The organism is Streptomyces sp. NPDC002463, assembly GCF_042889835.1.
Lineage (GTDB): Bacteria > Actinomycetota > Actinomycetes > Streptomycetales > Streptomycetaceae > Streptomyces > Streptomyces nymphaeiformis.
The window spans coordinates 61,820-86,783 of sequence record NZ_JBIARL010000006.1 but is presented as its reverse complement, the minus strand read 5'-3'; the positions used below and the strand labels follow the sequence as shown (position 1 = coordinate 86,783).

The window sequence follows — 24,964 nt, the reverse complement described above, 5'->3', positions numbered from 1 at the left end:
GCCGGCCCCTCTCCGTACCCTCAGTGCGTCGGCAGCACGCACACCTCGTCGAGCCCGAGCACCCGGTTGAGCCGCCCGAACGCCAGCCACGAGCCCAGGCTCATCGTCAGCTCCACGATCTCCGCCTGGCTGTACCGCGCCGTCATCCGCGCCCAGAACTCCTCGTCGAGACCGTGGTGGTCGAGCGCGTACCGCTCCGCGTACTCGGCCGCGAGCCGCGTCCGCTCGTCGAAGGCCTCCGAGACCTCCGTCTCCCGCCACGCCGCGACGAGCTCGTCGAACCCCTCCTCGACCTTCACCCCGTCCCGGTCCGTACGCCAGTCGAGGCAGAAGCCGCAGCCGTTGATCTGCGCGATCCGCAGCCGTGCCGCCTCGAACTCGCGCAGTCCCAGGGTCGTATGGGCGTACACGGACAGCGAGAAGTTCGCCGCCGCCGTCCCGATCTCCGGGACCATGTCGCCCCACACGTACCCGATCGGCTCCTGGCCCTCGGGAATGTCGATGATCACTACGGTCTCCTTCCCAGCTTCCCGACCGCCGGCCGCAGCGGCACGTCCAGCGCGTCGTACAGTCCCGGCTCCGCCTCCACCAGCCACTCGACGGCCCCGACGAGCCGTCCCACCGCCGTGGCGTTCCCGCCGGCCGAACGGTTCTCGCCCTCGTCGGTCGCCGCCACCGTCACCTCGATCCGGGGACTCCCCTCGACGATCACCCGGTGCGCGCCCGCACCGTCCGGCGGCACCGGCCAGTCCGGCGCGCACGAGGGGTGGATCCGGGTGACGTGCTCGATCACGATCCGGGGCTCCCCGCCGACGATCCCCTGCACCTCGAAGCGGACCGCGCCCTGCGTCCCCGCCTCGAACACGCCCATCGTCCGCGTCTTCACCGTGGACTCCAGCGGGCGTCGCTCCAAGGTCTCGCGGATCTCGTCGAGTTCGGCCCCGAGCGCGCGGGCCATCAGCCGTATCTGCCCGCCCCAGACCATCGTCGGCACCGACGGCCAGAGCATGGGCGGCTCGTACTCCATCGGCCGGCCCATTCCCACGAGTTCGCGGACCGACTCCTCCTGCTCGTACGTCGAGTAGTCGAAGATCTCCTGGCAGCGGATCACGTCCACCGTGGCGGCGAGCCCGCTCACCAGGAGCGGCAGCACGTCGTTGCCCCAGCCGGGGTCCACGCCCGACACGAAGAGCGAACCACCGCCCTCGGCGACCGCGGCGAGCACCGGATCCCGGAACTCGGGCGGCGCGTTGCGCTGGTCGTACAGCGGATACAGGGCGGGCGTCACCACCACCGCGCCCGCCGCCACCGCCCGCGCCACATCGGCGAGCGCACCGTCGGGCCGGGTGTCGCCGGAGGCCGCGTACACCACCGCCCCCGGCCGCCCGTCGAGCACCGCGTCGACGTCGTCGCCGGCCGGCACCCCGAGATCGCGCCCGAGCCCCGCGAGCCGGCCCGCGTCACGGCCCACCTTGGCCGGGTCGGACACGAGCACGGCCGCGAGCTCGAGACCCGGATGGGCGTCCACGGCGCGAATGGCCGCGCGCCCGACATTCCCCGTACCCCACACCACCGTCCGAATCATGCGCGGAGGGTAGCGCCGGGCACCGGAGGTTCCCAGACCCGTGACGAGATGTTCTGACGGAGCGTCAGAAATAGTGCTGGTCAGGCCAGACGGAGTGCCACGAACGGAATCGTGTCCCCCGGCAGGACGTACCGCTCCACCTCCGTGAAACCGCGCGCCAGGGCGAACCGCAACCCCTCCTCGTTCGAGGCGAGGACCACCGTCTCCACGCCCTCGTCGCTCAGCGTCCGCGCGTGCGCGAGCCCCGCCTCGTACAGCGCGGTCCCGAAACCCCGCTCCCGGTACTCGGGCAGCGTCCGCGCGATCACCGTCGCCGCCGGGGTCTCCTCGTCCGGCGGACGCACGGTCGAACAGCCCACGGCCACGTCCCCGAGATAGGCGACGTCGAGCCGGTTCCGGCCCGCTCGCTCCCGCACGTCCTCGGCGGAGAGCACCGCCGTCGGGATGATCGTGTTGTGCACGGCCCGCCAGTCGGCGAGCTGCTCCTCGGTCCTGGCCCGCTCGATACGAAGGTCACTCATCGCAGCAGGAAACCGCGCCCCGCCAGGCGGGTCAAACGCTTTCGGGTTCGGGGAGCCCCTGGACCGCCCGCGCGAGCGCGTCCCGTACCCGGTCCGTGTCCTCCTCCGTCGTCCGCCAGTTGCTGAACGCGGCGCGCAGCGCGGGCGTCCCGTGCAGGACCGTGGGGGTGAGGAAGGCCTCGCCGGAGTCGGCGACCGCCCGCGCCACGGCGGCGAGCCGCTCCGCCGTCGGACGGTCGGCGAGCGTGAAGCAGACGACGTTCAGGTGCACCGGCGCGAGGAGCCGAAGCCCGGGGACGGCCGAGATCCCCTCGCCGAGGCGGCGGGCAAGCGCCGCGCAGCGCTCCACGATCTCGGCGTGCCCCTCGCGCCCGTACGCGGTCAGCGAGAACCACGTCGCCAGGGCGCGCAGCCTCCGCGAGTTCTCCGGCGTCAGGTGCAGGAAGTCGGGCGTCCCGGTGGGGAGGCCGAGATACGGCGACTCGTTGTGGAAGACCCGCACCTGGAGGTCCTGGCGGCGGGTGAACTGGACGGCGGCGTCATAGGGGACGTTCAGCCACTTGTGCAGGTCCACGCAGATCGAGTCGGCGGCGTCGAGCCCGTCGACGAGCGAGGCGTGGGCGGGGGAGAGGGCGGCGAACGCGCCGAACGCCGCGTCGACGTGCAGCCAGAAGTCGTACCGCTCCTTGAGTGCGGCGATCGCCCGCAGGTCGTCGAAGTCGACGGTGTTCACCGTCCCGGCGTTGGCGACCACGATCGCGGGCCGCCCGTCCAGCGACTCCAGCTCCTCGGCGAGGCGCGCCACGTCCACGGCCTCCCGATCCCCGCCGAGCAGGGGCACCGGCCGCAGCCGGTCGCGCCCGATGCCCAGGACCGACAGGGCCTTGGTGACGCTGGAATGCGGGCTGCCGGACAGCACGGTGACGGGGCCGAGCGCGGCCACGCCGGCGCGCGACACCGAGACGCCCAGGCGCTCGCCCAGCCACTCCCGGGCGATGGCGAGCCCCACGGTGTTCGACATGGTGGCACCGCTGACGAACGCGCCCCGGTGCGCCTCGCTCAGCCCGAAGAGCTCCCGCAGCCAGCCCACCGTCTCGCGCTCCAGCGCGTCGGAGGTCGAACCGCCGCCGCTGGAGCCGTTCTGGTCGTACGCACCGGTGAGCCAGTCCCCGGTCAGCGCCGCCGGGGTGGCGCCGCCGGTCACGAAGCCGAGGTAGCGCGGACCCGCCGAGCCCGAGAACCCGGGCTCCCAGCGCTGCGCGAACCGGTCGAGGGCGCCCTGTGCCCCGACGCCGTCCGCCGGGAGCCGCTCGGGTCCGGGAGCCTCCTCGGCGGTGGCCACCGGCCGCTCGTCCACCCGGGAGAGCTCACGGGCGGCGAAGTCGCGGGCGGTCTGGAGGAGTTCGGGGAGCCGGGCGAGGTCGGCGGCGAGGGTGGGATGCATGGCCTCAGACTAGGCAGTCGATCAAGAGGTGGGCGGGGGCCAATTCAAAGAAAGTGGCCTGATATCCGGATCCATGGGCAGGCCTATCCCTCTCAGTGGTACGGATCCGGTCGGGCCACCCGGGAACAGCGCCGTCGGCCGTTCGCATCACGGACGCAGCCGTACGGGTGAGGGCGCGGCCGCGGCGGCAGTGCCGCCCGTCGAACGGGTACGGATCGCTGCACTGCCCCCGGCCAGGAGGATGCCGTCCCATGCCCGTCCGCAAGGGCGCCCCCGCGCTGCTGAGCGCCGGCACACTGTGCGCCGCCCTGCTGTTCACCGGCTGCGCGAGCCCCACCGCCCCCGTACCCGCACCCGCCCGCACGACCGCGCCCGCCTCGGGCGACAGCCGCCCCCATCCGGCCCCGCCGGCCGCGGGCGCCAACCGCCTCGCCTCCGCCCCGGTCCCCGTGCCCCGGCTTCCCGGAGTCGGACCCGGCACCCGGGCCCTCGTGCCCGACGGCAGCACCCAGGCCCTCGTCGTCACCGGCGCCACCGAGGACTCCAACACCTCGACCGCCACCCTGTACCGGCGCGACCCCGCCCGTGGCTGGATCGAGGCCGCCGGACCGTGGCGCGCCCACAACGCCCTCCAGGGCTGGACCTCCGACCACACGGCCGGTGACCTGCGCAGCCCCATCGGGGTCTTCCGGATCGGCGACGCGGGGGGCAAGCTGCCCGACCCCGGCGCCCGGCTCCCGTACGACGAGGACGAGGCGTTCGACATCAGCGGCACCGGCTTCCTGGGGGAGCCCCTGGAAGGTTCGTTCGATCACGTGATCGCGATCGACTACAACCGGGTGCCCGGTCGGAGCCCGCTCGACAAGGAGCGCCCGCTCGGCGAGGAGAAGGGCGGTGGCGTCTGGATCCACGTCGACCACGGAGGACCCACGCAGGCGTGCATCACCCTGGACCGGGAGGCGCTGCGCGAACTCCTGCGCGCCCTCGACCCGGCCGCGGAACCCGTCGTGGTGATGGGCCCGGTGCGGGAACTCGCGGAGTGACGGCCCGGCTCACGTACTGACGGCCCGCGCGGCGCCGGGATCCGGTCACCCGGCGCCGAGCTCAGGGCGTCAGTCGCCCCTCCCGACCGCCCCGCGGAACGAGCCCGCGTGCTCGCGGACCTGCTCCGGTGTCAGATACGCGTCCGTGTACTCGAAGTCCCGGAGCGTCCCCGCCTTCGAGGCCAGGAACCCGGTCCGTACGTAGTCGTCGCCCGCGACGGCGTTGAGCAGCCAGTTCGTCATCACCCGGGTCTTGGCCACATTGGTCCGCAGCGCCGCCCAGTGGTAGCCGCGGGCCACGGCCTGGGCGGGCGCCCCGTGCAGTTCCACCCCGAGCGGCTTCGACACCCCGTCCATCCCGCCCAGGTCCACGACGAGCCCCAGGTCCTTGTGCATGTACGGGTGGGTCTGCTCGCGTCGCAGCGTCGCGACCAGGTTGTCGGCGACGGCCTTGCCCTGCCGCATCGCGTGCTGCGCGGTCGGCGGGCAGATCGCGCCCTCCTCGCCCTTGGCGAGGTCGGGGACGGCGGCCGCGTCGCCGAGCGCCCACACCCCGTCGAGCCCCGGCACGTCCATCTCGGCCGAGACGGCGAGCCGGCCCCGGACGGTCTCCGCGCCGAGCGTGCCGATCAGCGGACTCGCGGCCACGCCGGCCGTCCAGATCAGCGTCCGGCTGGGCAGCACCCGCCCGTCGGTGAGCGTCACCGCCTCGTCGTCCACCGAGGCCACCGACACTCCGAGCGACACCTCGATGCCGCGCTTCGTCAGGATGTCCATGGCGGCGGCGCCGAGCTTGTCGCCCAGTTCGGGCATCAGCTTCGGCGCGATGTCCACGAGGTGCCACTTGATGAGGTCGGGGTCGAGACGCGGGTACCGCTTGACCGCGTTGCGGGTGAGCAGCTGGAGACAGGCAGCCGTCTCCGTGCCCGCGTAGCCGCCGCCGACCACGACGAACCGCAGCCGCGCGGCCCGCTCCGCGTCGTCGTCGCTCGCGTCCGCCAGGTCCAGCTGGGCGATGACGTGGTCGCGGATGTAGACGGCCTCCGCGAGGGTCTTCATCCCGCGCGCGTGATCGGCGAGCCCCGGGATGTCGAAGGTGCGGGTCACACTGCCCGGCGCGAGGACGAGATGGTCGTACGGCTCCGTCACGAACTCGCCGGAGATCGTCCGCACCACACAGACCTTCGCGGCCGTGTCGATGCCGACGACACCGCCCGGGACGATCCGGGTCCGGTGCCGCTGGCTGCGGCGCAGCGAGAGCGCGACCGACTGCGGGGTCAGCACGCCCGCGGCCACCTGGGGGAGCAGCGGCAGGTACAGCTGGTACGAGAACGGTGAGAGGAGCGTGATCAGCGCCTCCCGCTCGGCAAGCCGCCGCTCGAGCCGCCGTACGCAGCCCACTCCGGCGAAACCGGCGCCCACCACGAGGATTCTCGGTCGCGTCACGCTGTCCGCCCTTCCCTATGAGCGTTGGTTCACCCTTTTTATCGCGATTGGTGACGTATCGCTCCTCGGGTTACGTTGCGGAAGGTCCTACGGAAGGCCCCGGAAACATCCCCCAGCGGAAGGCAGGACAGCGCGCATGACCACGTACCAGGTCGGCTATTTCGTCGGCAGCCTCTCGACGAAGTCCATCAACCGGATCCTGTCCCGTGCCCTGATCCGCGTCGCGCCCCCCGGCCTCGAGTTCCGCGAGATCCCCATCAAGGACCTCCCGCTCTACAACCACGACTTCGACGCCGACTACCCGCCCGAGGGCAAGGCGCTCAAGGACGCCATCGCGGCCGTCGACGCGGTCCTCTTCGTGACGCCCGAGTACAACCGGTCCATCCCCGGCGCGCTCAAGAACGCCATCGACTGGGCCAGCCGGCCCTGGGGCACGAACTCCTTCACCCACAAGCCGTCCGCCGTCATCGGAGCCTCGCCGGGCAAGATCGGCACGGCCGTCGCCCAGCAGAGCCTCCGTTCGGTGCTCAGCTTCTGCAACTCCCCGCAGATGAACGCCCCGGAGGCGTACATCCAGTTCACCCCGGGGCTGTTCGACGAGGACGGCGAGGTCACCGATCCGACGACCCAGCAGTTCCTGTCGGACTTCATGTCCGACTTCAAGGCCTTCGTGGAGCGGGTCCTCACCGTCCTGCCGCCGCAGCGCTGAGGCCCTGCCGCAGGTCAGAGGACCGCGATCCCCAGGGGCCGCGAGCCCGCCGGGAGACGGCGGGTGTCGCCCGTGCCCAGGTCGACGACGGTCAGACCGTCCCAGTACCCGTCCCGGGTGAAGCCGCCCGTCACATAGGCGGTGCGGCCGTCCCGGGACACGGCCACGCTCTCGTGCGGGCCCTCCAGCGGGTAGACCCGCTCGGCACCGCCGGGCGTGCGCACCGTCAGGGAGGGCCCGCGGTCCACGTCCGGGTCGAGGGGGCCGGTGCCGACGGTCAGCAGCGTCCCGTCGGCGGTCACGGTCGCCCCGTGCTGATGGGTGTTCGCGGTCATCGGCTCGATCGTCGTCCGGCCCGTCCGGGGGTCGACCACCGCGAGCCGCTCGCCCTCGAACGGCAGCAGCAGCTTCCCGTCGGAGGGCCGGACGGCCGTGTAGTGCGGCTTGAGCCAGGAGCCGAGCCCGCCCTCCGTGCCGTACGGGGCGACCTCGATCCGGCGCGGCTCCAGCGTCCCCGCCGCGACGACCGTGACGTCGAAGGAGTCGTGGTCCGTCGCGTACACCTCGGCGCCGTCCCGTGACACGTCCACGTCGAAGGGGCGCCGGCCGACCGGGACGGTGTCGGTGACCTCGAGCGCCGTCGTGTCGACGATCTCCAGGGTGCCGTTCCCACCGGGCACGTTGACCCCCACGTACGCCCGACGGCCGTCCGGGGAGAGTGCGATGCCCATGCCGCCGCCCCGGTACTCGCCCGTGGTGACGGGCCCGGTGTCCGTGCGGTACGGGATCAGCGCGAGGCGTGCGCGGCTCTTCGTGTCCACGACCGCGACTCCCTCGGCGGTCGCCACCCAGGCCCGCCCGTCCTCGCCGACGGCCAGACCGTACGGCGCTGTGCCGACCTTCACGGAACCGGTGGCGCCCCGCGCGGGGTCGACGAAGGTGACCGTGTCGGAGCCGAAGTCGGAGACGAGCAGGGTGCCCGGCGCGACCGTGCCGTCAGGGGCGGGCGTCACGGTGACGGAGGAGCCGGGGGTGGGCGGTCCGGCCGTGGGGGAGGTCCCGGCGGGAGTCGCCGGACCGGTGGCGGAGGCCGTCCCGCCGGAGCCCTGGGCGCAGCCCGCGAGCAGGACCACGGCCACCGCGCCGGGCAGGAGCAGCCGGGCGGCACGGGACGAACGGCGGAACTTCGGCATGACGGACTCCTCGGTACGGCGATCACGCGGACGGCCCCGCCGGGGTCCCGCGCCCTGTCCCGATCCTCCGCCCGCGCCGGGCCCCGCCGGGTCCGCCGCCCGTCCCCTCGCGGACGGAGGGACGGCCGACCCCGGGGTCCACCGATCGGTTGACCCCGGCCCCGCCGGGCTCATCCGTCGAGGGCGTCCAGGAAGCACAGCACCCGCTCGGCGCACAGCGCGGCCGCCTCCGGCACGAAGTCCGGCGTCCCGCGCTCCGCGAACAGATGGGCCGCCCCCGGGTAGAGGAACAGCTCCCGGTCCCCGGATCCCGCCACCAGCTCGCGCGCCGCCGCCAGGTCCCCGTCGCCGACGAAGTACGGATCGGCGTCCATGCCGTGCACCTGGACCCGTACGCCCTCCGGCCAAGCGGCGCCGAACGCGTGCACCGGCACACAGGCACCGAACAGCAGCGCGCCGGACGCGCCGGGCCGGGTCTGCGCCAGCTTCTGCGCGGGCACCACGCCCAGCGAGAACCCGGCGTACACGACGTCCTCCGGGAGCCCCTCGGCCGCCCGCTCGCCCCGGGCCGTGATCGTGTCGAAGCCGACCTCCTGGGCGTACCCGACGCCGGCTTCCAGGTCCTCGAACGTGCGCCCCTCGTACAGATCGGGCACGTGCACCGTGTGCCCGGCCCGCCGCAGGCCGTCGGCGAACGCGCCGACGCCGTCCGTCAGCCCGAGCGCGTGGTGGAAGAGCAGTACCTCGGCCATGTCGTCATCCCCTGTGTCACCGCACGGTCACGTCGGAAGGCAGCATGACGCACGCCACTGACAACGGGCCCGGCATTCAGGTCCGACGAGGTCAGTGCATCGGCCGGTGCGGGACGACGGCGCCCGCCTGGCCGATCATGCCCCCGGGGCCGCCGACGCCCATCGGGCCGCCGACACCGGGGTGCGGGGCACCGGCGGGCACGATCGCGCCCTGCGGCACCATCCCCTGCGGCGGCATGCCCTGCGGCACCATCCCTTGCGGAGGCATCCCCTGCGGAGGCATCGGGATCACCCGGCTCAGATCCCGCAGAAGCTCCTCGGCGACCTGACGGACGTCACGGGGAACGTCCCCCCGCTCCCGTATGAGCTCGGCATAGATCGGTGCCGTGCCGTCCGCGTGGTTCATGGGACTCGCTTCCTTCGTCTGGGCCGGTTCCGTCACCGACGGGCAGACGGCGAGTCTACGGGGCGCCACCGACACGCCCGGGCTCGGGAGTCCGCCCGACAGACCCTCCGGCGGCTCCCCGCCACGAAATTCGCTGTTCTGCCCGGCCGTCCCGCCCCGAGAATGGATCATCGAACACACGGGAGGGACCCCATGAGCCAGGCGACCCTGACTCTCCACGACCTGATGCCGTCCGACGAGCTCGCCGCCGCACTCGCGAACGGGCACGTCACACGCAAGCACCACCCCGAGCTGCCGCTGTCGATCTACACGTACACGCGCGCGTGCCAGTACGCCCAGGTCTGGAACCGGGTGACCACACGCTGCCGCGGACTCGTCGCCGACGACACGACCGGGCGGATCGTCGCGCTCCCCCTCCCCAAGTTCTTCAACCTCTCCGAACACGCCGGCGGCCGCCCCTACGCGCCCCCGCTGCCCGACGAGCCCTTCGAGGTCTACGACAAGGTCGACGGCAGCCTCGCCGTCGTCTTCCACTACGCCGACCGCTGGCACGTCGCCTCCAAGGGCTCCTTCACCAGCGGCCAGGCCACCTGGGCCCAGCGCCGCCTCGACGCCGCCGACACCACGGGCCTGACCCCCGGCGTCACCTACCTCGCCGAGATGCTCTACCCGGGCAACCGCATCGTCGTGAACTACGGCGAGCGCCGCGACCTCGTGCTGCTCGCCGCCTTCCGCGCGGACGGCACCGAGCTCCCCCTCGCCGAGGCCGCCGAGGGCTGGCAGCCGCTCGGCTCCGTCGTCCGCACCTGGCCCGCCATGGGAGTCGACGAGCTCGTCGCCCTGACCGAGTCCAACACCCTCCCCGGCGGCGCACGGGCCACCGGCACCGACGCCGAGGGCTTCGTCCTGCGCTTCGCCTCGGGCATGCGCGCCAAGGCCAAGCTCAGCGAGTACGTACGCCTGCACAAGGTGCTCACCGGCGTCACCGAGCGGGACATCTGGCGCAGCCACGGCATCCAGCGCTTCGCCGCCCTCCCGGCCGGCGAGCTGGCCAAGGGCCTCGGCTGCGCCGTCACCGACGTCGAGGCCTCCGGCGGCAAGCCCCTCGACGCCCTCCTCGAACAGGTCCCGGACGAGTTCGACGCCTGGGTGCGCGAGGTCATCACCCGCCTCGAGGCGGCCGCGGACGACCGCGAGCGGGCCGTCGACGAGGCGTACGCCCGCCTGGCCCACCTCGCCGACGACCGGGCGGCCTTCGCCCGCGCCGCCTCCGGCCTCACCGACCGGGCCCTGCGCGCCCTGCTGTTCCTGCGTCTCGACGGGCGCCCCACCGACCTCCTCGTCTGGCGCCAGCTGCGCCCCGAGGCCACCGACCCCTTCGCCCACGACGAGGAGAACTGAGACCGTGCCTGTCGTCCACCTCATGACCGGCCTCCCGGCCTCCGGGAAGACGACCGCCGCCCGCGCCCTCCAGGCCGCCGCCGAGGGGCGGATGCGGCGCGTCAATCTCGACGACCTCCGGGCCATGCTCGACGTCCCCTCGCCGGAACGCGGCCGGTCGCACCAGCACGAGCAGACCGTGCTCGGCATCCAGGACGCGGCGGTCCGCGCCGCCGTCGACGACGGCTTCGACGTCGTCGTCGACAACACCCATCTGACCCCGCACGTCCCCAAGCGGCTGAAGGCGGCCGTGGGCGGTCTCGCCACCTTCGCCGTCCACGACTTCACCGACGTACCCCTCGACGAGTGCGTCCGCCGCGACGCCGCCCGCGAGCGGCCCGTCGGCGAGGAGATCATCCGCATCCTCGCCGACAAGCACGCCAAGGCCACCCGGGGCGGCTGGCGGCTCACCGCGGACTGGCTCAACGACCGCCCCACCGTCGGAGAGCCCTACGTCCCCGACCCGAGCCTCCCCACCGCCGTCATGTGCGACATCGACGGTACCCTCGCGCTGCGCGTCGACCGGGGCCCGTACGACTTCAGCCGCTGCGACCGCGACCTGATCAACCCCTCCGTCCGCGACGCCCTGCGGGCCTTCCGGCACTCCGAGCGGGACCGGATCGTCCTGCTCTCCGGGCGCAGCGAGGACCACCGCGCCCTCACCGAGAGCTGGCTCGCCCGGCACGAGGTGCCCTACGACGAGCTGTGGATGCGCGCCTCCGGCGACGGCCGCGGCGACGACCTCGTGAAGGCGGAACTCTTCGACGCCCATGTGCGCCACCGGTACGCGGTCCGGGTCTCCCTGGACGACCGTGACCGCGTCGTCGCCCTCTGGCGCCGGATGGGCCTGCCCACCTGGCAGGTCAACTACGGCGCCTTCTGACCGGACCCGGCCGTGCGGCGGAGGGGGTGGGACCGCCCACCCCCTCCGCCGTGTCAGGATCGTGGGATGGTGGAGAAGATCATCGCGGCGTGCGACGGCGCGTCGAAGGGGAACCCCGGCCCCGCGGCCTGGGCATGGGTCATCGGCCGCGCCGACGGAGCGATCGACCGCTGGGAGGCAGGACCCCTCGGCCGGGCGACCAACAACGTGGCCGAGCTCACGGCCCTGGAGCGCCTCCTCGAGGCCCTCGACCCCGCGGTGCCCGCCGAGGTCCGCATGGACTCGCAGTACGCCATGAAGGCCGTCACGACCTGGCTCCCCGGCTGGCGCCGCAAGGGCTGGAAGACCGCCGCCGGCACCCCGGTCGCCAACAAGGACCTGGTCGTACGGATCGACGAGCTGCTCACCGGCCGGGACGTCGACTTCGTGTACGTCCCCGCGCACCAGGTCGACGGCGACCCGCTCAACGACGCCGCCGACCGCGCCGCCAGCCACTCCGCCCGCACCCAGGAGCCCCTCGACTCCGCCGCCGGGGCCGAACTGCCCCCGGCGGAGCCCGCCACGCGCGCCTCCACGCCCCGAGCGCGCTCCTCTGCGCCCCGCAAGGGCTCCGCGAGCGCCGGCGGGGGCTCCGCCCGCAGGACTCGCCCGTCCGGCGGCACCCTCAACGCGAAATTCCCGGGCCGCTGCCGCTGTGGTCGTGCCTACGACAAGGGCGAGACCATCGCGAAGAACTCCGACGGCTGGGGCCATCCCACCTGCGTCTGAACCGACGGGCCGTCCGACTGGCGGGCGGCCCCGTCCGGCCCGTGAGACCGGTCGACCCCGCCGGACGGCAGGCTTCACCCTCGCGTGGACGCAGGTTCTCCCCGGGTTCTGTTCTCGGAGCGGTTGTGGCTGCATACTGATCCTCCTCGCACCCGGTGGCGAACCGTTTTACCTGCTCATTTGTCGTTCTCACGACACAATCGGCACCGGGCGAGAACCTCCCTCCTGCTGCCGCCGCGGCCTCTCCGCGGTGGTGGTCGTCCCTGCCCGTGAAAGACCCGAGGACCCGTGCCAGTACCTGTTCTCCTGACCGGGCGCTCCGTGCGCCTGGAGCCGCTGGCGATGCGGCACGCCGAAGCCCTCGCCCGGGCCGGCGGGGCGGACCGATCGGCCTACGCCTTCACCCCCGTACCCGATGGCCTCGAATCGGCCCTCGACTACATCGCCCGCGCCCTCGCCGATCAGGCGGCAGGCCGTTGCCTGCCCTTCGCCCTGGTCGGTACGGCCGACGAGAGAGTCATCGGCTCGACCCGCTTCCTCGAACTCGACTACTGGCGGGGCCCGCTGATCTGGCCGCCCGTGCCCGGCATGCCCCACGGCGATCCGCTGACCGCCGTCCCGGACGCCGCCGAGATCGGGAACACCTGGATCGCCGGCGACGCCCGGGGCACCGGCATCAACACCGAGGCCAAGTACCTCATGCTCCGGCACGCCTTCGAGGCCTGGGGCGTCCGCCGCATCTCCATGCGCGCCGACGCCCGCAACACCCGCTCCAGAATCGCCATCGAGCGCCTCGGAGCGACCTGCGAAGGCATCCGTCGCGCCCACTCCCGTGGCCTCGACGGCGCCGTCCGCGACACGGCCTTCTACTCGATCCTCGACGAGGAATGGCCCACCGTCCGGGACATCATCGAACTGCGCCTCTCCACCCCCCGGCAGGTGCGCATCCCGCAGGACCTGCTGCCCGCCTGAGGCACCGGGGGGACGCACGGGACGCGGTCACCCGGTGACCCGCGTCCCGTGCGCGCGCCGGGCGCTCGCGCCCCCGTCCCGCCGGTGGTTCCATGGAGGTGACGGGAAGGACTCGGTGTGAGGACGCGGAGTAGCGGCCGTCACAGGACCGCGCACCGTGCAATCAGGATCCGCGAGAAGCGGATGAGTCCTTCCCGCCCTTCGGTGCCGCTCGCGCCTCCCGGTACGGTGGCCGGGTCAGTGAGTCGTGCCACCCGAAGGGACCGAGTGATCGTGCCGACCGGAACTCCCGACGTGCTCCTCCGGACGGAGGGCCGCGCCGGGATCATCACCCTCAACCGGCCCCGCGCCATCAACGCGCTCACCCACGCCATGGTCCTCGCCGTCGACGGCGCGCTCACCGACTGGGAGCACGACCCGGCCGTCACCACCGTCGTCATCGAAGGCGCCGGGGAGCGGGGCCTCTGCGCCGGCGGCGACATCCGCGCCATCCACGACGACGCCCGCGCCGGCGGCTCCGCCTCCGCGGCCTTCTGGCGGGACGAGTACCGGCTCAACGCCCGCATCTCCCGCTACCCGAAGCCCTACGTCGCCCTCATGGACGGCATCGTGATGGGCGGCGGCGTCGGCGTCTCCGCGCACGGCTCCGTCCGGATCGTCACCGAGCGCTCCCGGGTCGCCATGCCCGAGACCGGCATCGGCTTCGTCCCCGACGTCGGCGGCACCCACCTCCTCGGCCGCGCCCCCGGCGAACTCGGCACCCACCTCGCCCTCACCGGCGCCCACGCCGGCGCCGCCGACGCGATCCTCGCGGGCCTCGCCGACGCCTGCGTACCCTCCGCCGAACTCCCCGCCCTGGCCCGCGACCTGACGCGGCTGCCCGCCGACGAGGCCCTCGCCCGCCACGCGGTCGCCCCGCCCGCGGGCGTCCTCGCCGAGCAGCGGGAGTGGATCGACGCCTGCTACTCCGCCCCGACCGTCGAGGAGATCGTCGAGCGCCTCTTCGACACCGGCGTACCCTCCGCCAAGGAGACGGCCGAGACCCTCCTCGGAAGGTCCCCGGCCGCCCTCAAGGCGACCCTGGCCACGCTCCGCCGCTCCCGGGCCCTCGCCACCCTGGAGGAGGTCCTCGACCTGGAGTACCGCGTCTCCTGCGCGGCCCTCTCCACCCCCGACCTCGTCGAGGGCATCCGCGCCCAGGTCGTCGACAAGGACCGCGACCCGCACTGGACCCCGGCCACCCTCGCCGAGGTCACGGAGGCCGACGTCGCCCGCTACTTCGACGCGCCGGCCGGCGGCGACCTGGGCCTGGCCGCGGCTTCAGGGTCCGGTGCGGCCGCCGAAGCCGCCGCGGGGTCCGCGACCGACCCGGGAACGCGGGCCGGCGCGTGACCGCGAACACCTCCTTCCAGCCCGTCCTCGACCGCATCGCCGAGGAGATCGCGGAACTCACCGACCGGGGCACCCCGGCCGACTACATCCCGGCCCTCGCGGCCGGCGACCCGCGCGACTTCGGCATGGCCGTGGCGGAACTCGACGGCACGGTCTACGGAGTGGGGGACTGGCAGCGCCCCTTCTCCACGCAGTCCGTCACCAAGGTCTTCACCCTCGCGCTCGCCCTCGCCGGAGAGGGCGAGGCGCTCTGGGCCCATGTCGGCCGGGAACCCTCCGGCGACCCGTTCAACTCCCTCGTCCAGCTGGAGTACGAGCACGGCATCCCCCGCAACCCGTTCATCAACGCCGGCGCCCTCGTCGTCACCGACCGGCTGCACCGCCTGACCGGCGACGCCTCCGGAAGCCTGCTCGACTTCCTGCGTGCCGAGAGCGGCAACCCGGACCTCGCCTTCGACGCCGGCGTCGCCGCCTCCGAAGCGGCCCACGGCGACCGCAACGCGGCCCTCGCCCACTTCATGGCCTCCTACGGCAACATCACGGGCCCCGTCCCCGACCTCCTGAGCGAGTACTTCCGCCAGTGCTCCCTGGAGGCCTCCTGCGCCGACCTCGCCCTCGCCACCGGTTTCCTGGCCCGGCACGGGCTCCGTGCCGACGGCAGCCGCCTGCTGACCCGCAGTCAGGCCAAGCAGGTCAACGCCGTGATGCTCACCTGCGGCACCTACGACGCGGCCGGGGACTTCGCCTACCGCGTCGGGCTCCCCGGCAAGAGCGGCGTCGGCGGAGCGGTCGTCGCCGTCGTCCCGGGCCGCTGCACGCTGTGCGTCTGGAGCCCGGGCCTGGACAGCCGGGGCAACTCGGTGGCGGGCGTGACCGCGCTCGACCGGTTCACGACCATCACGGGCCTGTCGGTCTTCTGACCTTCGGCTCCTCGGCGGTCAGCGGGGCCAGTCGGGGGCCGGGTCCTCGTCGAGGAGGGGCCGGAGGGCGCCCACGACCGCGCCGACGCACACGTCGCGCAGCTCGGTGCGCGTACAGGTCTCGTGGGTCAGCCAGTCCACGCACAGCACCTGCACGAAGACCAGCCAGCTCTTCAGGACCCCCGACACGGCCGCCCGGGTCCGGTCGTCGGCGAGCGGCAGCACACCGAGCAGACGCTCGCGCAGGGCGTCGAGTTCGCCCGTGATGATCGTCCGGACGAGCCGGTCGCCGGCCAGGACGCGGTTCGCCGCGAGCACCGTGTTGCGGTTCGCCGCGAAGTACCCGATGTGCGCGTCCAGACCCTGTGTCAGCTGCTCGACCAGGGTGTCGGCCGGGTCAAGACGCGTCTGCGCGAGCAGCTGTTCGGAGACCTCCTGGTAGAGCGCGGCGAAGAGGTCCCGCTTGTTGGGGAAGTGCTGGTAGAGCAGCGCCCGCGAGACCCCGGCCCGCTCGGCGACCTCTTCCATCCGCACCTCGTCGTACGGCAGCGCCGCGAAGAGCCGTGCGGCGACGTCCAGGAGCTGGGCGCGGCGTTCGGTAGGGCTGAGGCGTCTGCGGGGCGGCACGCCGCCATCCTACTTGACACGCATCCAGTAAGTGGCCGTACGCTCGTCCTGCTACTGGATGCGTGTCTACTGGATGGGGGTCGCGGACATGACCGGAGCCAAGACACTTCGGGGCCTCGCCCTCGCCATGGGGTACGCCTGCGTGGCGATCGGACTCCTCCACGTCCTGCTCGGAAACGCCGCGATCCCGGGCGCCGCGTCGGCCGGCCCGACGGTCGACAGCCTCGGCCGGTTCTTCGGCGCGATCTTCGCCGGCTACGGCCTCGCCTGGCTCTGGGCGGCGCGACGGTCGCCGATTCCCGCCGCGGCCGTGCGCGGGCTCACCGCCGTGTTCCTGCTCGGAGCCCTTGGCAGGCTCCTCTCCCTCGCCGTCGAAGGACGGCCCCACTGGTTCCAGCTGGCGCTCGCCGCCCTCGAACTCGCCCTGTCCCCGCTGCTGTTCTGGCTGGCGGACGCGGAGGAGCGGGCCGAGGGCGAGACCGTCTGACGAGGAGTCGGGGACTCAGTCCTGACGCAGGGGGCCTTCACCGGCGAGAGCCGCCGGCTCGCCCAGGGCCCCGGCCGCCGCCCGCCAGGCCGCGGTCACGGCCCCGTGCGCCAGCTCCGTCGCGGCGGCCACGTCGTCGGGCAGGTGCAGCGGAGCGCCGATGTGGACGTGCAGGCCCGGCCTGCGCACGGGCGCGGTGAGCACGCCCGCGAGCTGCTTCGCCCGCCCGCCCGAGGTGATCCGCCTGGCCCCGGCCTGACCGATCGGCACGACCGGTGCGCCGGTGGCCCGGGCGAGCCGCGCGAGGCCGGTACGGAACATCTCCGGCGGGTTCTCGGCGGCGTCCCGGCGCGGCGGGATGCGCCCCTCCGCGTACAGCATCACGTGCCGCCCCGAGGCGAGTGCGACCGCCGCGTGGTCAAGCGCCGCCGCGGCCCGCGCCGAGTTGCGGTGGACGGGCACGTGACCCTCGCGCGTCAGCGCCCGGCCCAGGACCGGGATCCGCCAGAGGCCCGAGGTGGCGAGCAGGACGGGCTCGACGGACAGCCGCCTGCGGAGCGCGGCGAGCACGAGAGCCGGGTCGGCGAGCGACGTGTGGTTCACGACGAGGATGCTGCCCGGCTCGACCCGGGCCCCGGGGTCCGAGGTGACGGTCAGCCGCCCGAAGAACGGGACGACGTGGGCGGCGATACGGCTGAGCACGGGAGGCCCCCTGGATCCGAGGCGGAACGGTGACGCGACCATCGTCCGGCGGCCCCGGGACCCGGACATGAGCATCCGTACTCAACTGCCGGGCACGCACCCGTACTCACCGCTCTGCGCACCCGGTGCGGCGCCGCCCAGGACCCCGTCTACGCTGGGCCTCAAGGACGGGGACCAGGGGAGGGGGCGGGTGGCACGGTGAAGAGCTCCGCACGACGCCTCGCGACCCTCGTACCCGCACTCCTGTGCGTGCTCTGGTCGTTGCTGCTCGCCCCGGCGCCGGACGCGTCCGCGCGGGGTGCCGCGACGCCGGCTGTGCCCGCGCACGGCGTGTCGGCTCAGGGCCTCCGGCCCTCGGCCGAGTCCGCGCCCGGCCTCGCCGCCTCCGGCGCTTCCGCGCAAGGCCGATCGGCAGCCGGTACCACTCCCCGAACCCCCTCCCACGCCGCCCCGCGCGCCCACTCCCAGGAACCGCGTTTCGCGCCCGCCGCCGTCGTGGGGCTTCCGGCCGCCGTCGAGAACCCCGTGCGGTTCCCCGCGCCGCCCGCCGCCCCGCCCGTCGCGCACGCCGACCTCTCCGTACCCGCGCGGGGGCTCCTCGTAGGCGATCCGCGCCGTGAGCGGGCGCCGCCCGGCGGCGTCCACCGGCCGCGCGCGTCTCGCGGTCCACCCTCCACCCGGCACAGCTGACGTCCTCCCGCGTCGCCGTCCGGGCCCTCGGCATGCCCACGGGCCGGTCCTCGACGCGCTTCCGACCGTACGTCCCGCACGGACGGCGGGCGCCCCTCCCGACAGGCGGCGCCCGGCCGCGCCGTGCGCCGCCCGTGGAGAACCCATGTCCTCTCGTGCCTCGTTCCGGCGCGCGCTCCTCGCGCTCGCCGTCGTCGCGCTCTCCCTCTGGATCACCCTGACCACCCCGCCCCGCCTCGGACTCGACCTCCGCGGCGGGACCCGCATCGTCCTGCAGACCGAGGACGGACCCACCACCCGCGCCGACGCCGCCGCCACCGACCGCGCCCTGGAGGTGCTCCGCAAGCGCGTGGACGGCCTCGGCGTCGCGGAACCCTCCCTCGCCCGCTCCGGCGAGCGCCGCATCGTCGTCGAACTGCCCGGCCTGCGCGACCCGCGCCAGGCGGCCGAGACCATCGGCCGTACGGCGCAGCTCACCTTCCACGCCGTCACCGGCACGGCCCGGGGGCCGGCCGGACCGGCCGCGGCCGACGGCACGCGCGTCCTGGCCGACCCCGACGCCCCCGGCGGCTTCCTCACCCTCGCCGCACCCGCCCTCACCGGCGACGGCGTCAAGGGCGCCGAGGCCGTCCTCGACACCGCGACCGGCCGGGGCTGGACCGTCGACCTCTCCTTCCGCGACCGCGCCGCGGACGGCTGGGCCCGGCTGACCGGCGCCGCCGCCTGCGCCGCCCCGGCGGACCCGGCCCGCCGCGTCGCGATCGTCCTCGACGACCGGATCGTCTCCGCCCCCGGCATGCAGGCGGGCGTGCCCTGCGGGCCGGGCATCGGCGGCGGCTCCGCGCAGATCACCGGCGGCTTCTCCGCGCAGGAGGCCCGCGACCTCGCGGCGCTCGTCGAGGGCGGCGCGCTCCCCGTACCGGTGACGACGGTCGAACAGAGCACCGTGGGCCCGACGCTCGGCGCGGAGGCGATCCGGGCCAGCGCCCTGGCCGCCGTCATCGGCCTCGCCTGCACGGGACTCTTCGTGATCGCCGTCTACCGACTCCTCGGCGTCCTCGCCACGATCGCCCTCCTGCTGTACGGACTCGTCTCGTACGCCGCCGTCGTCGCCCTGGGCGCCACCCTCACCCTGCCCGGTCTCGCCGGCTTCGTCCTCGCCATCGGCATCGCCGTCGACGCGAACGTCCTGGTCTTCGAACGGGCCAGGGAGGAGTACGCGTCGCTCGGCCGGGCCGCAGGGCGGGATCTGCGACGGCCGGTCGCGACGGCGTTCGGCAAGGTGTGGAGCGCGGTCGCGGACTCGCACATCACCACCCTGCTCGCCGCCGGCCTGCTGTTCGTCTTCGCCACGGGACCCGTCAAGGGGTTCGGCGTGACGCTCGCCGTCGGCGTCCTCACCTCGCTGATCACCGCGATGGTGATCACCCGGCTGCTCGCCGACCTGGCCCTCGGCCTGTCCGCCGTCCGCAGGCGGCCGACCGTGACCGGCATGGCCGGGCTCGGCAGGCTGCGGACCCGGCTGACCCGCCGCGTGCCCCGCCTGATGGCGCACCGGCGCCGCTGGCTGACCGGCTGCGCCGGACTGCTGCTCATGGCCCTCGCCGGAATCGGCGTGCGGGGTCTGGAGTTCGGCGTCGAGTTCACGGGCGGCCGGGTCGTCCAGTACACCGCCGAACGCCCGGTGGACGCCGACACGGCCCGTACCGCCGTCGCACGAGCCGGCTTCCCCGACGCCGTCGTGCAGACCACCGGCGACACCGACGTCTCGGTACGCGTCCGGGAGACCGGGGACGACGAGCAGCGGGAGATCAGGGAGGCGCTCACCCGGGTCGCCGGCCCGGTGGAGGTGGAGCGCGACGACCTGATCGGCCCGAGCCTGGGCGGAGAGCTCCGCACCCACGCCCTCCTCGCGCTCGGCCTCGCCGTGGCGGCACAACTCCTGTACCTGACTGTGAGGTTCCGCTGGACGTACGCGACGGCGGCCGTGGCGGCGATGGCGCAGGACGTGCTGCTCGTGGTCGGCCTGTTCGCGTGGCTGGGCAAGCCGGTGGACAGCGTCTTCCTGGCCGCACTGCTGACCGTCGTCGGCTACTCGGTCAACGACTCGGTCGTCGTCCTCGACCGGCTGCGGGAGCTCCGGCGCCGGGGCGGGGGAGTCCCGCTCGCCGACCTCGCCGACCGGGCCGTGGCCCAGACCCTGCCCCGTACGGTCAACACGGGGATGGGGGCGCTGTTCGTCCTGGTGGCGCTCGCGGCGCTCGGCGGGGACTCGCTCACGGACTTCTCCGTCGCGCTGCTCGCGGGCGTCGTCCTGGGCATGGCGTCCACGGTGTTCACGGCGATGCCGCTGGCCGTGGCCCTCGAGGCCCGCCACCCGCGCCCGGCACCGGCCGCCCCCGAGCCGCGCCGGCGCTCGGGAGCCGTGGTCTGACGGAGACGGCCCCGCCGCCCCTTCATGTACGAAGGGGCGGCGGGGCCGTCGTCCCGGTCAGGGCGTGTCGAACCAGGAGAGGGCCGCGATCCGCCAGCCGTCCGGCGTCCGGACGAACTGCATCGTCTTGGTGCCCTCGCCCTCGTAGGTCCTGCCTTCGAGGACCCCGGACTTGCGGTAGGTGCCGATCCGGGAGGCGATGTCGCCCACGACCCACGTCTCCTCGGTGGTCTCCCACTCGGAGAACTCGACGAGCCGCCCGTCGGAGAGCAGCCGCTCGCGCGGCTCGATGAACTCCTCCACGGTGTACGCGGTGAACGTGGGCGCGGTGCAGACGATGACCCCCTGGGGCAGCACGAGCCGCCGGATCCGGTCCACGTCGGCGGCCTTGCCGTCCCGGTTGTCGAACGCGCCGTAGAACTCGGCGGTCACCTGGTCAATCTCGGTCTTGGACATGACACGGACCCTACGCCTCGGTCCGGGGCCCCGAGCCCGTCCGGACGAGCTCCTCCTCGATCAGGTCGGCGGCGCGGAGCGTGCCGCCCTCGCGGGCCATCGACTCCTGGATCTCCCGTGCGCGGCGCGCCACTTCGGGGTCGTCGACGAGCGCGAGCACGGCCTCCCGGAGCCGCTCGGGGGTGACCTCCTCCATGGGCACATGGCGTGCCACGCCGAGGGCCTGGAGCATGTCGGCGTTCCCGAACTGGTCCACCGCCTGCGGCACGGCCACCATGGGCGTGCCGGTGGCGAGCCCCTCCTGGCTGCCGCCCGCGCCCGCGTGGGTGATGAAGGCGTCGGCCTGGCGGAGGATCGCCAACTGGGGGACCCAGGAGCGCACTTCCACGTTCGGTGGCAGCTCGCCGAGCTCGGTGGGGTCGACGAACCTGCCGATCTGCAGGACGGCATGCCAGCCCGGGAGACCGGCGAACGCCTCGGCGCAGTCCCGGTAGAAGCCGGGTTGCTTGGTGAACGAGGAGCCGAGCGACACCAGGGCCACCTTCTCCGCCCCCTCCGGCCGCTGCCACTCGCCCTGTCCGGCGCGGGTGCCCTGACAGGCGCCGACGAAGGTGTAGACGGACTGGTCGACCCGGTCGGCGTGCGGCTGGAGGGCCCGGGGGATGAGGACGAGCGCGCGCCGGGGGCGGGCGACGAACCGGTCGGGGTGGGTGTCGACCCCGTGCCCCCGGAGCCACTCCTCGAAGCGCGCGTAGTACGCCTTGCCGCGCGGTGAGGCCTTGAGCTCGGCGAACATCGGCTCGGCGACCTCCTCCTCGTACCCCTCCCACGGCACCAGGTTCGGCCACAGCGAGACGGCGGGCACGCCCCACGTGTGGGCGAGGACGGGGGCCGGATAGGCGGTGATGTCGTGGAGCACGAGGTCCGGCCGGTCCTCGTCGAAGGCCTCGGCGAGCTGGGGCAGCACCTGCATCGCGTCGGCGAGGAACGGTTCGAGGTTGTCGATCAGCTCGGTGCCCCAGGCGTCCGGGTCTTCGTCCGTCGGCAGCGTGGAGGTGTAGACGACGGGCGTCGCCCCGGTTTCCGCGACCTTCTCGGCGAAGGACGCGGGGACGGCGTAGCTGACGCGGTGGCCCCGGGTGACGAGCTCGCGGATGACCTCCAGGCTCGGGTTCACGTGGCCGTGGGCGGCGATGGAGAACATGGCGATGTGCGCGGGAGAGGCAGCGGTGGTCATGACGAACACCGTAGGCGAGACGATACGTATCGTCTAATCATTTCCAGGGTTCAGGCTCGGCGGCGTCCAGTCGGCGTGCCGCAGGACGGCGCGCAGCGTCGCGCGGTCCGGCGCCACCCGCAGGGCGGCATTGCGTACGGAGACGGCGAGGGGATGCGAGAGCTGCTGGCCCATCCGGCCGGCCCGGCGGGCCGCGCGGGCGACGGACTGGCTGCGCGGGCGCCGCTCGGCGTCGTACCGGGCCAGCGCCGTGTCGAGGCCGGGTGCGGTGGCGAGCGCGGCGGCCAGTGACACCGCGTCCTCCAGTGCCTGGCAGGCGCCCTGGCCGAGGTTCGGGGTCATCGCGTGGGCCGCGTCGCCGAGCAGGGCGACCCGGCCCGCGACGAACGTCGGCAGGGGAGTGGCCAGTTCGTGGATGTCGTGGTGCAGCACGGCCTCGGGGCGGGTCGCCGCGAGAAGGGCCGGGATCGGCTCGTGCCAGTCCCGGAAGCGGCGGCGCAGGACGCCCAGCGGGTCCGGATGGCGCACGCCTGCCGGGGAGTTGAGCACGGCGTGCCACTCGGCCCGGCCGTCGGCGAAGGCGATGTGCCCGAACTCGGCAGCCCGGCCCCACGTCAGCTCGAAGTCGGTCGCGAGCGGAACGGGGGCGTCGGTGATCGCGCGCAGGACGGTGGAGCCGCTGTACGCCGGCCCCGGGTGGCCGGGGAAGAGCAGGGTGCGGAGGGTGCTGTTCACGCCGTCGGCGGCCACCACCAGATCCGCCTCCCGTACCCCCGCACCGGTGACCACGCCCACGCGGTCCGGGGCGGCCACGTCCAGGGAGGTCACTTCCGCCCCGACGGCCAGGCACCCGGCGGGCAGCGCCGCGCGCAGCAGCCGGTGCAGGATGGCGCGCGGGATCCCGACGATCGGGGTGCCGAGCGCCCGTTCGAGGGCGGCCCCGTCCATCCGGGCCAGCCGGCCGCCGCCCGGGACGCGGGTGCCGCCGGTGTACTGAGGCCGGGCGGCCGCGCGTACCGCCGCGCCGACGCCCAGCGCGTCCAGGGCGCGGATGCCGTTGGCGTGGAGGGAGATGCCCGCGCCGGCGTCGCCGAGGGCCGCGGCGCGTTCGAGGACGGTCACCTCCCAGCCGGCCCGCCGCAGCCCGATCGCCGCCGCGAGGCCCCCGATCCCGCCACCGACCACCACCGCGTTCCCGCCGTCCATGACAGACACCCCTCCGTACGGTTCTTCTACAGCTGTAGAAGAACCGTACTCCTTCCCTCTACAGGTGTAGAAAGGAGGGATGTCCGCCCACGCCTCCGCCGCCACCCGGCGGGCCCTCCTCGCCGACACCGCCATCGAGGTCCTCGCCGACCACGGCATGCGCGGGCTCACCCATCGCGCGGTAGACCGGGCCGCCGGCCTGCCGCCCGGCACGACGTCCGCGTACCACCGCACCCGCCAATCGCTCCTGACCGCGCTCGTGCTCCGCCTCGTCGAGCGCGACCAGGCCGAGATCCAGGAGGCGGGGCGGCGGGCGGGTGCGCCGCGCGACGCCGAGGAACTCGTCGCCGGGCTCACGGCGTTCGCCGGGCTGCGGCTCACGGGGGAGGGGCGCCGGCGTTCCCTCGCGCGCTACGCCTGTGCGCTGGAGAGCGTGCACCGGCCCGAGCTGCGGGAGATCCTCGTGCCGCGCGACAACGTGCCCCGGCGGTCCGTCGAGGGCTTCCTCGCCGCTCAGGGCCTCGCGGACGCCCGCGCGCGCACGGTCGCCCTGCTCACCTGTGTGGACGGACTGGTCTTCGACCGCCTGGTCAACGGCGGCGCGGTCTCCGCCGAGGAGGTCCGCCGCCTGGTCGCGGCCGCGCTGCGGTAGGCGTGGGACCAGGGGTGGCCGCGCTGCGGTGAGTGCGGGGGTGGCCGTGTCGCGGTGGGGCGGCCAACCGGAAACGGCTGTCGGGTGAAGGCTCGTCCGGCGGGCTCGGGCACCCTCGCGTATGTGGAGTGTGCATGCCAAGATGCGCTCGGCCCATGCCCACCGACCCAGGGGGACGCAGTGAAGACACCCGCGTACGCCGCCAGGGGCACCCTCGCCCTCGCCGGCGCCCTCGCGCTGATCATCGCCCTGCCGAGCAGCGCGCTCGCCGCACCGCCCACCGCCCTGCCCGCCAACGCCGACGGCCTGGAACAGACCTTCCAGCCCGCCTACGACTACGACACGGACGGCTGCTACCCCACCCCCGCCATCGGCCCCGACGGGACGCTCAACGGCGGCCTCAACCCGTCCGGCGCCCTCAACGGCCAGTGTCATGACGCCTCGGACCTCACCAACACCAACGGGTACGCGCGCGAGAAATGCAACAACGGCTGGTGCGCGATCATCTACGGCCTCTACTTCGAGAAGGACCAGGCGGTGATCGGCAGCAGCCTCGGCGGACACCGCCACGACTGGGAGCACGTGGTCGTCTGGGTGCAGAACGACCAGGCTCGGTACGTCTCCACCTCCGCGCACGGCAACTTCGACATCTACGGCCGCGACAAGATCCGCTGGGACGGCACCCACCCGAAGGTCGTCTACCACAAGGACGGCATCGGCACCCACTGCTTCCGCCCGGCGAACTCCAACGACGAACCGCCCGAGAACCACCAGCACACCTGGCAGTTCCCCAGCCTGGTCGGCTGGAACGGCTACCCCGCGGGCATCCGCGACAAGCTCACCCAGGCCGACTTCGGCAGCGCGGTCTTCGGCCTCAAGGACGGGAACTTCGCCGCGCACCTCGCCAAGGCCAAGCCGGCCGGGATCCCCTTCGATCCGTACGCCTGATCACGAAGGGATGAATATGCCCCGATGCCGCCCCGCCGTCGCCGGCGGGGC

Annotated in this window: 25 protein-coding genes and 1 pseudogene; 13 read left to right on the top strand and 13 right to left on the bottom strand. The window is 73.9% G+C overall.

What is annotated here, in order from left to right; genetic code table 11:
* Nucleotides 1-20 precede the first annotated feature (20 nt).
* The 4 genes from ACFYX3_RS14405 to ACFYX3_RS14390 form a co-directional block, all read right to left on the bottom strand.
* Nucleotides 21-509 carry a carboxymuconolactone decarboxylase family protein gene (locus ACFYX3_RS14405; protein WP_116163075.1) on the bottom strand — a complete coding sequence of 163 codons (489 nt, stop codon included), beginning with the start codon at nucleotides 507-509 and terminating at the stop codon, nucleotides 21-23.
* Complete coding sequence (locus ACFYX3_RS14400) at nucleotides 509-1,585, bottom strand: dihydrodipicolinate reductase (RefSeq protein WP_389012586.1); 1,077 nt, start codon at nucleotides 1,583-1,585, stop codon at nucleotides 509-511. The genes ACFYX3_RS14405 and ACFYX3_RS14400 overlap by 1 nt, the downstream gene beginning before the upstream one ends.
* 80 nt (nucleotides 1,586-1,665) lie before the next feature.
* Nucleotides 1,666-2,106 carry a GNAT family N-acetyltransferase gene (locus ACFYX3_RS14395; protein ID WP_376588020.1) on the bottom strand — a complete coding sequence of 147 codons (441 nt, stop codon included), beginning with the start codon at nucleotides 2,104-2,106 and terminating at the stop codon, nucleotides 1,666-1,668.
* 31 nt (nucleotides 2,107-2,137) lie between these two features.
* Nucleotides 2,138-3,550: a pyridoxal phosphate-dependent decarboxylase family protein gene (locus ACFYX3_RS14390; protein ID WP_389012582.1), complete on the bottom strand. Its 1,413-nt coding sequence runs from the start codon at nucleotides 3,548-3,550 to the stop codon at nucleotides 2,138-2,140.
* A gap of 251 nt (nucleotides 3,551-3,801) precedes the next feature.
* On the opposite strand from ACFYX3_RS14390, the gene ACFYX3_RS14385 reads away from it, so the two are divergent.
* Nucleotides 3,802-4,593 carry a hypothetical protein gene (locus ACFYX3_RS14385; protein ID WP_389012579.1) on the top strand — a complete coding sequence of 264 codons (792 nt, stop codon included), beginning with the start codon at nucleotides 3,802-3,804 and terminating at the stop codon, nucleotides 4,591-4,593.
* Between the two features lie 69 nt (nucleotides 4,594-4,662).
* Here the strand turns inward: ACFYX3_RS14385 and ACFYX3_RS14380 are convergent, their stop codons facing one another.
* Nucleotides 4,663-6,039, bottom strand: coding sequence for an NAD(P)/FAD-dependent oxidoreductase (locus tag ACFYX3_RS14380; RefSeq protein ID WP_382657124.1), 1,377 nt, complete (start codon nucleotides 6,037-6,039; stop codon nucleotides 4,663-4,665).
* 136 nt (nucleotides 6,040-6,175) lie between these two features.
* Between ACFYX3_RS14380 and ACFYX3_RS14375 the strand changes: the two genes are divergently transcribed.
* The gene (locus ACFYX3_RS14375; RefSeq protein ID WP_359508923.1) at nucleotides 6,176-6,748 is read left to right on the top strand and encodes an NADPH-dependent FMN reductase; all 573 of its coding nucleotides are present in this window, start codon (nucleotides 6,176-6,178) and stop codon (nucleotides 6,746-6,748) included.
* A 14-nt stretch (nucleotides 6,749-6,762) separates the two neighbouring features.
* On the opposite strand, the gene ACFYX3_RS14370 is transcribed toward ACFYX3_RS14375, so the two are convergent.
* From ACFYX3_RS14370 to ACFYX3_RS14360, 3 genes are all read right to left on the bottom strand, one after another.
* On the bottom strand, nucleotides 6,763-7,941 hold the full coding sequence (locus ACFYX3_RS14370) for a YncE family protein (protein ID WP_389012575.1): 1,179 nt from the start codon (nucleotides 7,939-7,941) through the stop codon (nucleotides 6,763-6,765).
* A 170-nt stretch (nucleotides 7,942-8,111) separates the two neighbouring features.
* Complete coding sequence (locus tag ACFYX3_RS14365; RefSeq protein WP_376588034.1) at nucleotides 8,112-8,693, bottom strand: dienelactone hydrolase family protein; 582 nt, start codon at nucleotides 8,691-8,693, stop codon at nucleotides 8,112-8,114.
* Between the two features lie 91 nt (nucleotides 8,694-8,784).
* Complete coding sequence (locus ACFYX3_RS14360) at nucleotides 8,785-9,099, bottom strand: hypothetical protein (RefSeq protein WP_389012572.1); 315 nt, start codon at nucleotides 9,097-9,099, stop codon at nucleotides 8,785-8,787.
* Nucleotides 9,100-9,291: 192 nt separating this feature from the next.
* On the opposite strand from ACFYX3_RS14360, the gene ACFYX3_RS14355 reads away from it, so the two are divergent.
* The 6 genes from ACFYX3_RS14355 (at nucleotide 9,292) to ACFYX3_RS14330 (ending at nucleotide 15,474) form a co-directional block, all read left to right on the top strand.
* The gene (locus ACFYX3_RS14355) at nucleotides 9,292-10,500 is read left to right on the top strand and encodes an RNA ligase (protein WP_389012569.1); all 1,209 of its coding nucleotides are present in this window, start codon (nucleotides 9,292-9,294) and stop codon (nucleotides 10,498-10,500) included.
* Nucleotides 10,501-10,504: 4 nt separating this feature from the next.
* A complete protein-coding gene (locus ACFYX3_RS14350) occupies nucleotides 10,505-11,422 on the top strand; it encodes an AAA family ATPase (protein ID WP_389012566.1) in 918 nt (305 codons plus the stop codon).
* Nucleotides 11,423-11,488: 66 nt separating this feature from the next.
* Nucleotides 11,489-12,190 carry a ribonuclease H gene (locus ACFYX3_RS14345; protein WP_376588046.1) on the top strand — a complete coding sequence of 234 codons (702 nt, stop codon included), beginning with the start codon at nucleotides 11,489-11,491 and terminating at the stop codon, nucleotides 12,188-12,190.
* A gap of 288 nt (nucleotides 12,191-12,478) precedes the next feature.
* Nucleotides 12,479-13,162 carry a GNAT family N-acetyltransferase gene (locus ACFYX3_RS14340; protein WP_389012561.1) on the top strand — a complete coding sequence of 228 codons (684 nt, stop codon included), beginning with the start codon at nucleotides 12,479-12,481 and terminating at the stop codon, nucleotides 13,160-13,162.
* Nucleotides 13,163-13,429: 267 nt separating this feature from the next.
* Entirely contained in the window at nucleotides 13,430-14,554 is a 1,125-nt protein-coding gene (locus tag ACFYX3_RS14335) for an enoyl-CoA hydratase/isomerase family protein (protein ID WP_389012559.1), read from the top strand.
* Nucleotides 14,551-15,474: a glutaminase gene (locus ACFYX3_RS14330; RefSeq protein WP_116163105.1), complete on the top strand. Its 924-nt coding sequence runs from the start codon at nucleotides 14,551-14,553 to the stop codon at nucleotides 15,472-15,474. Before ACFYX3_RS14335 ends, ACFYX3_RS14330 begins: the two co-directional genes overlap by 4 nt.
* A gap of 18 nt (nucleotides 15,475-15,492) precedes the next feature.
* Here the strand turns inward: ACFYX3_RS14330 and ACFYX3_RS14325 are convergent, their stop codons facing one another.
* On the bottom strand, nucleotides 15,493-16,101 hold the full coding sequence (locus ACFYX3_RS14325) for a TetR/AcrR family transcriptional regulator (RefSeq protein ID WP_389012555.1): 609 nt from the start codon (nucleotides 16,099-16,101) through the stop codon (nucleotides 15,493-15,495).
* A gap of 58 nt (nucleotides 16,102-16,159) precedes the next feature.
* On the opposite strand from ACFYX3_RS14325, the gene ACFYX3_RS14320 reads away from it, so the two are divergent.
* Nucleotides 16,160-16,588 carry a DUF4345 domain-containing protein gene (locus ACFYX3_RS14320; protein WP_389012552.1) on the top strand — a complete coding sequence of 143 codons (429 nt, stop codon included), beginning with the start codon at nucleotides 16,160-16,162 and terminating at the stop codon, nucleotides 16,586-16,588.
* Between the two features lie 15 nt (nucleotides 16,589-16,603).
* Here the strand turns inward: ACFYX3_RS14320 and ACFYX3_RS14315 are convergent, their stop codons facing one another.
* Nucleotides 16,604-17,290 carry a lysophospholipid acyltransferase family protein gene (locus tag ACFYX3_RS14315; protein WP_389012549.1) on the bottom strand — a complete coding sequence of 229 codons (687 nt, stop codon included), beginning with the start codon at nucleotides 17,288-17,290 and terminating at the stop codon, nucleotides 16,604-16,606.
* A gap of 198 nt (nucleotides 17,291-17,488) precedes the next feature.
* Between ACFYX3_RS14315 and ACFYX3_RS14310 the strand changes: the two genes are divergently transcribed.
* Together ACFYX3_RS14310 and secD are read left to right on the top strand one after the other, a co-directional pair.
* On the top strand, nucleotides 17,489-17,980 hold the full coding sequence (locus ACFYX3_RS14310; RefSeq protein WP_389012546.1) for a hypothetical protein: 492 nt from the start codon (nucleotides 17,489-17,491) through the stop codon (nucleotides 17,978-17,980).
* A gap of 145 nt (nucleotides 17,981-18,125) precedes the next feature.
* Nucleotides 18,126-20,414, top strand: a complete 2,289-nt coding sequence (secD, locus tag ACFYX3_RS14305) for a protein translocase subunit SecD (RefSeq protein ID WP_389012543.1) — start codon at nucleotides 18,126-18,128, stop codon at nucleotides 20,412-20,414.
* A gap of 57 nt (nucleotides 20,415-20,471) precedes the next feature.
* Here secD and ACFYX3_RS14300 read toward each other — a convergent pair whose 3' ends face one another.
* The 3 genes and pseudogenes from ACFYX3_RS14300 to ACFYX3_RS14290 form a co-directional block, all read right to left on the bottom strand.
* Nucleotides 20,472-20,870: a DUF4440 domain-containing protein gene (locus ACFYX3_RS14300; RefSeq protein ID WP_376588068.1), complete on the bottom strand. Its 399-nt coding sequence runs from the start codon at nucleotides 20,868-20,870 to the stop codon at nucleotides 20,472-20,474.
* 10 nt (nucleotides 20,871-20,880) lie between these two features.
* Nucleotides 20,881-22,144 (bottom strand): annotated as a pseudogene (gene mgt, locus ACFYX3_RS14295) (macrolide-inactivating glycosyltransferase); the annotation flags it as partial.
* Nucleotides 22,141-23,313 carry an FAD-dependent monooxygenase gene (locus tag ACFYX3_RS14290; protein ID WP_389012539.1) on the bottom strand — a complete coding sequence of 391 codons (1,173 nt, stop codon included), beginning with the start codon at nucleotides 23,311-23,313 and terminating at the stop codon, nucleotides 22,141-22,143. The pseudogene mgt and the gene ACFYX3_RS14290, both read right to left, overlap by 4 nt.
* Nucleotides 23,314-23,392: 79 nt before the next feature.
* Between ACFYX3_RS14290 and ACFYX3_RS14285 the strand changes: the two genes are divergently transcribed.
* Nucleotides 23,393-23,965: a TetR/AcrR family transcriptional regulator gene (locus tag ACFYX3_RS14285; protein ID WP_389012536.1), complete on the top strand. Its 573-nt coding sequence runs from the start codon at nucleotides 23,393-23,395 to the stop codon at nucleotides 23,963-23,965.
* A gap of 237 nt (nucleotides 23,966-24,202) precedes the next feature.
* Nucleotides 24,203-24,913: an NPP1 family protein gene (locus ACFYX3_RS14280; RefSeq protein WP_389013189.1), complete on the top strand. Its 711-nt coding sequence runs from the start codon at nucleotides 24,203-24,205 to the stop codon at nucleotides 24,911-24,913.
* Nucleotides 24,914-24,964 lie beyond the last annotated feature (51 nt).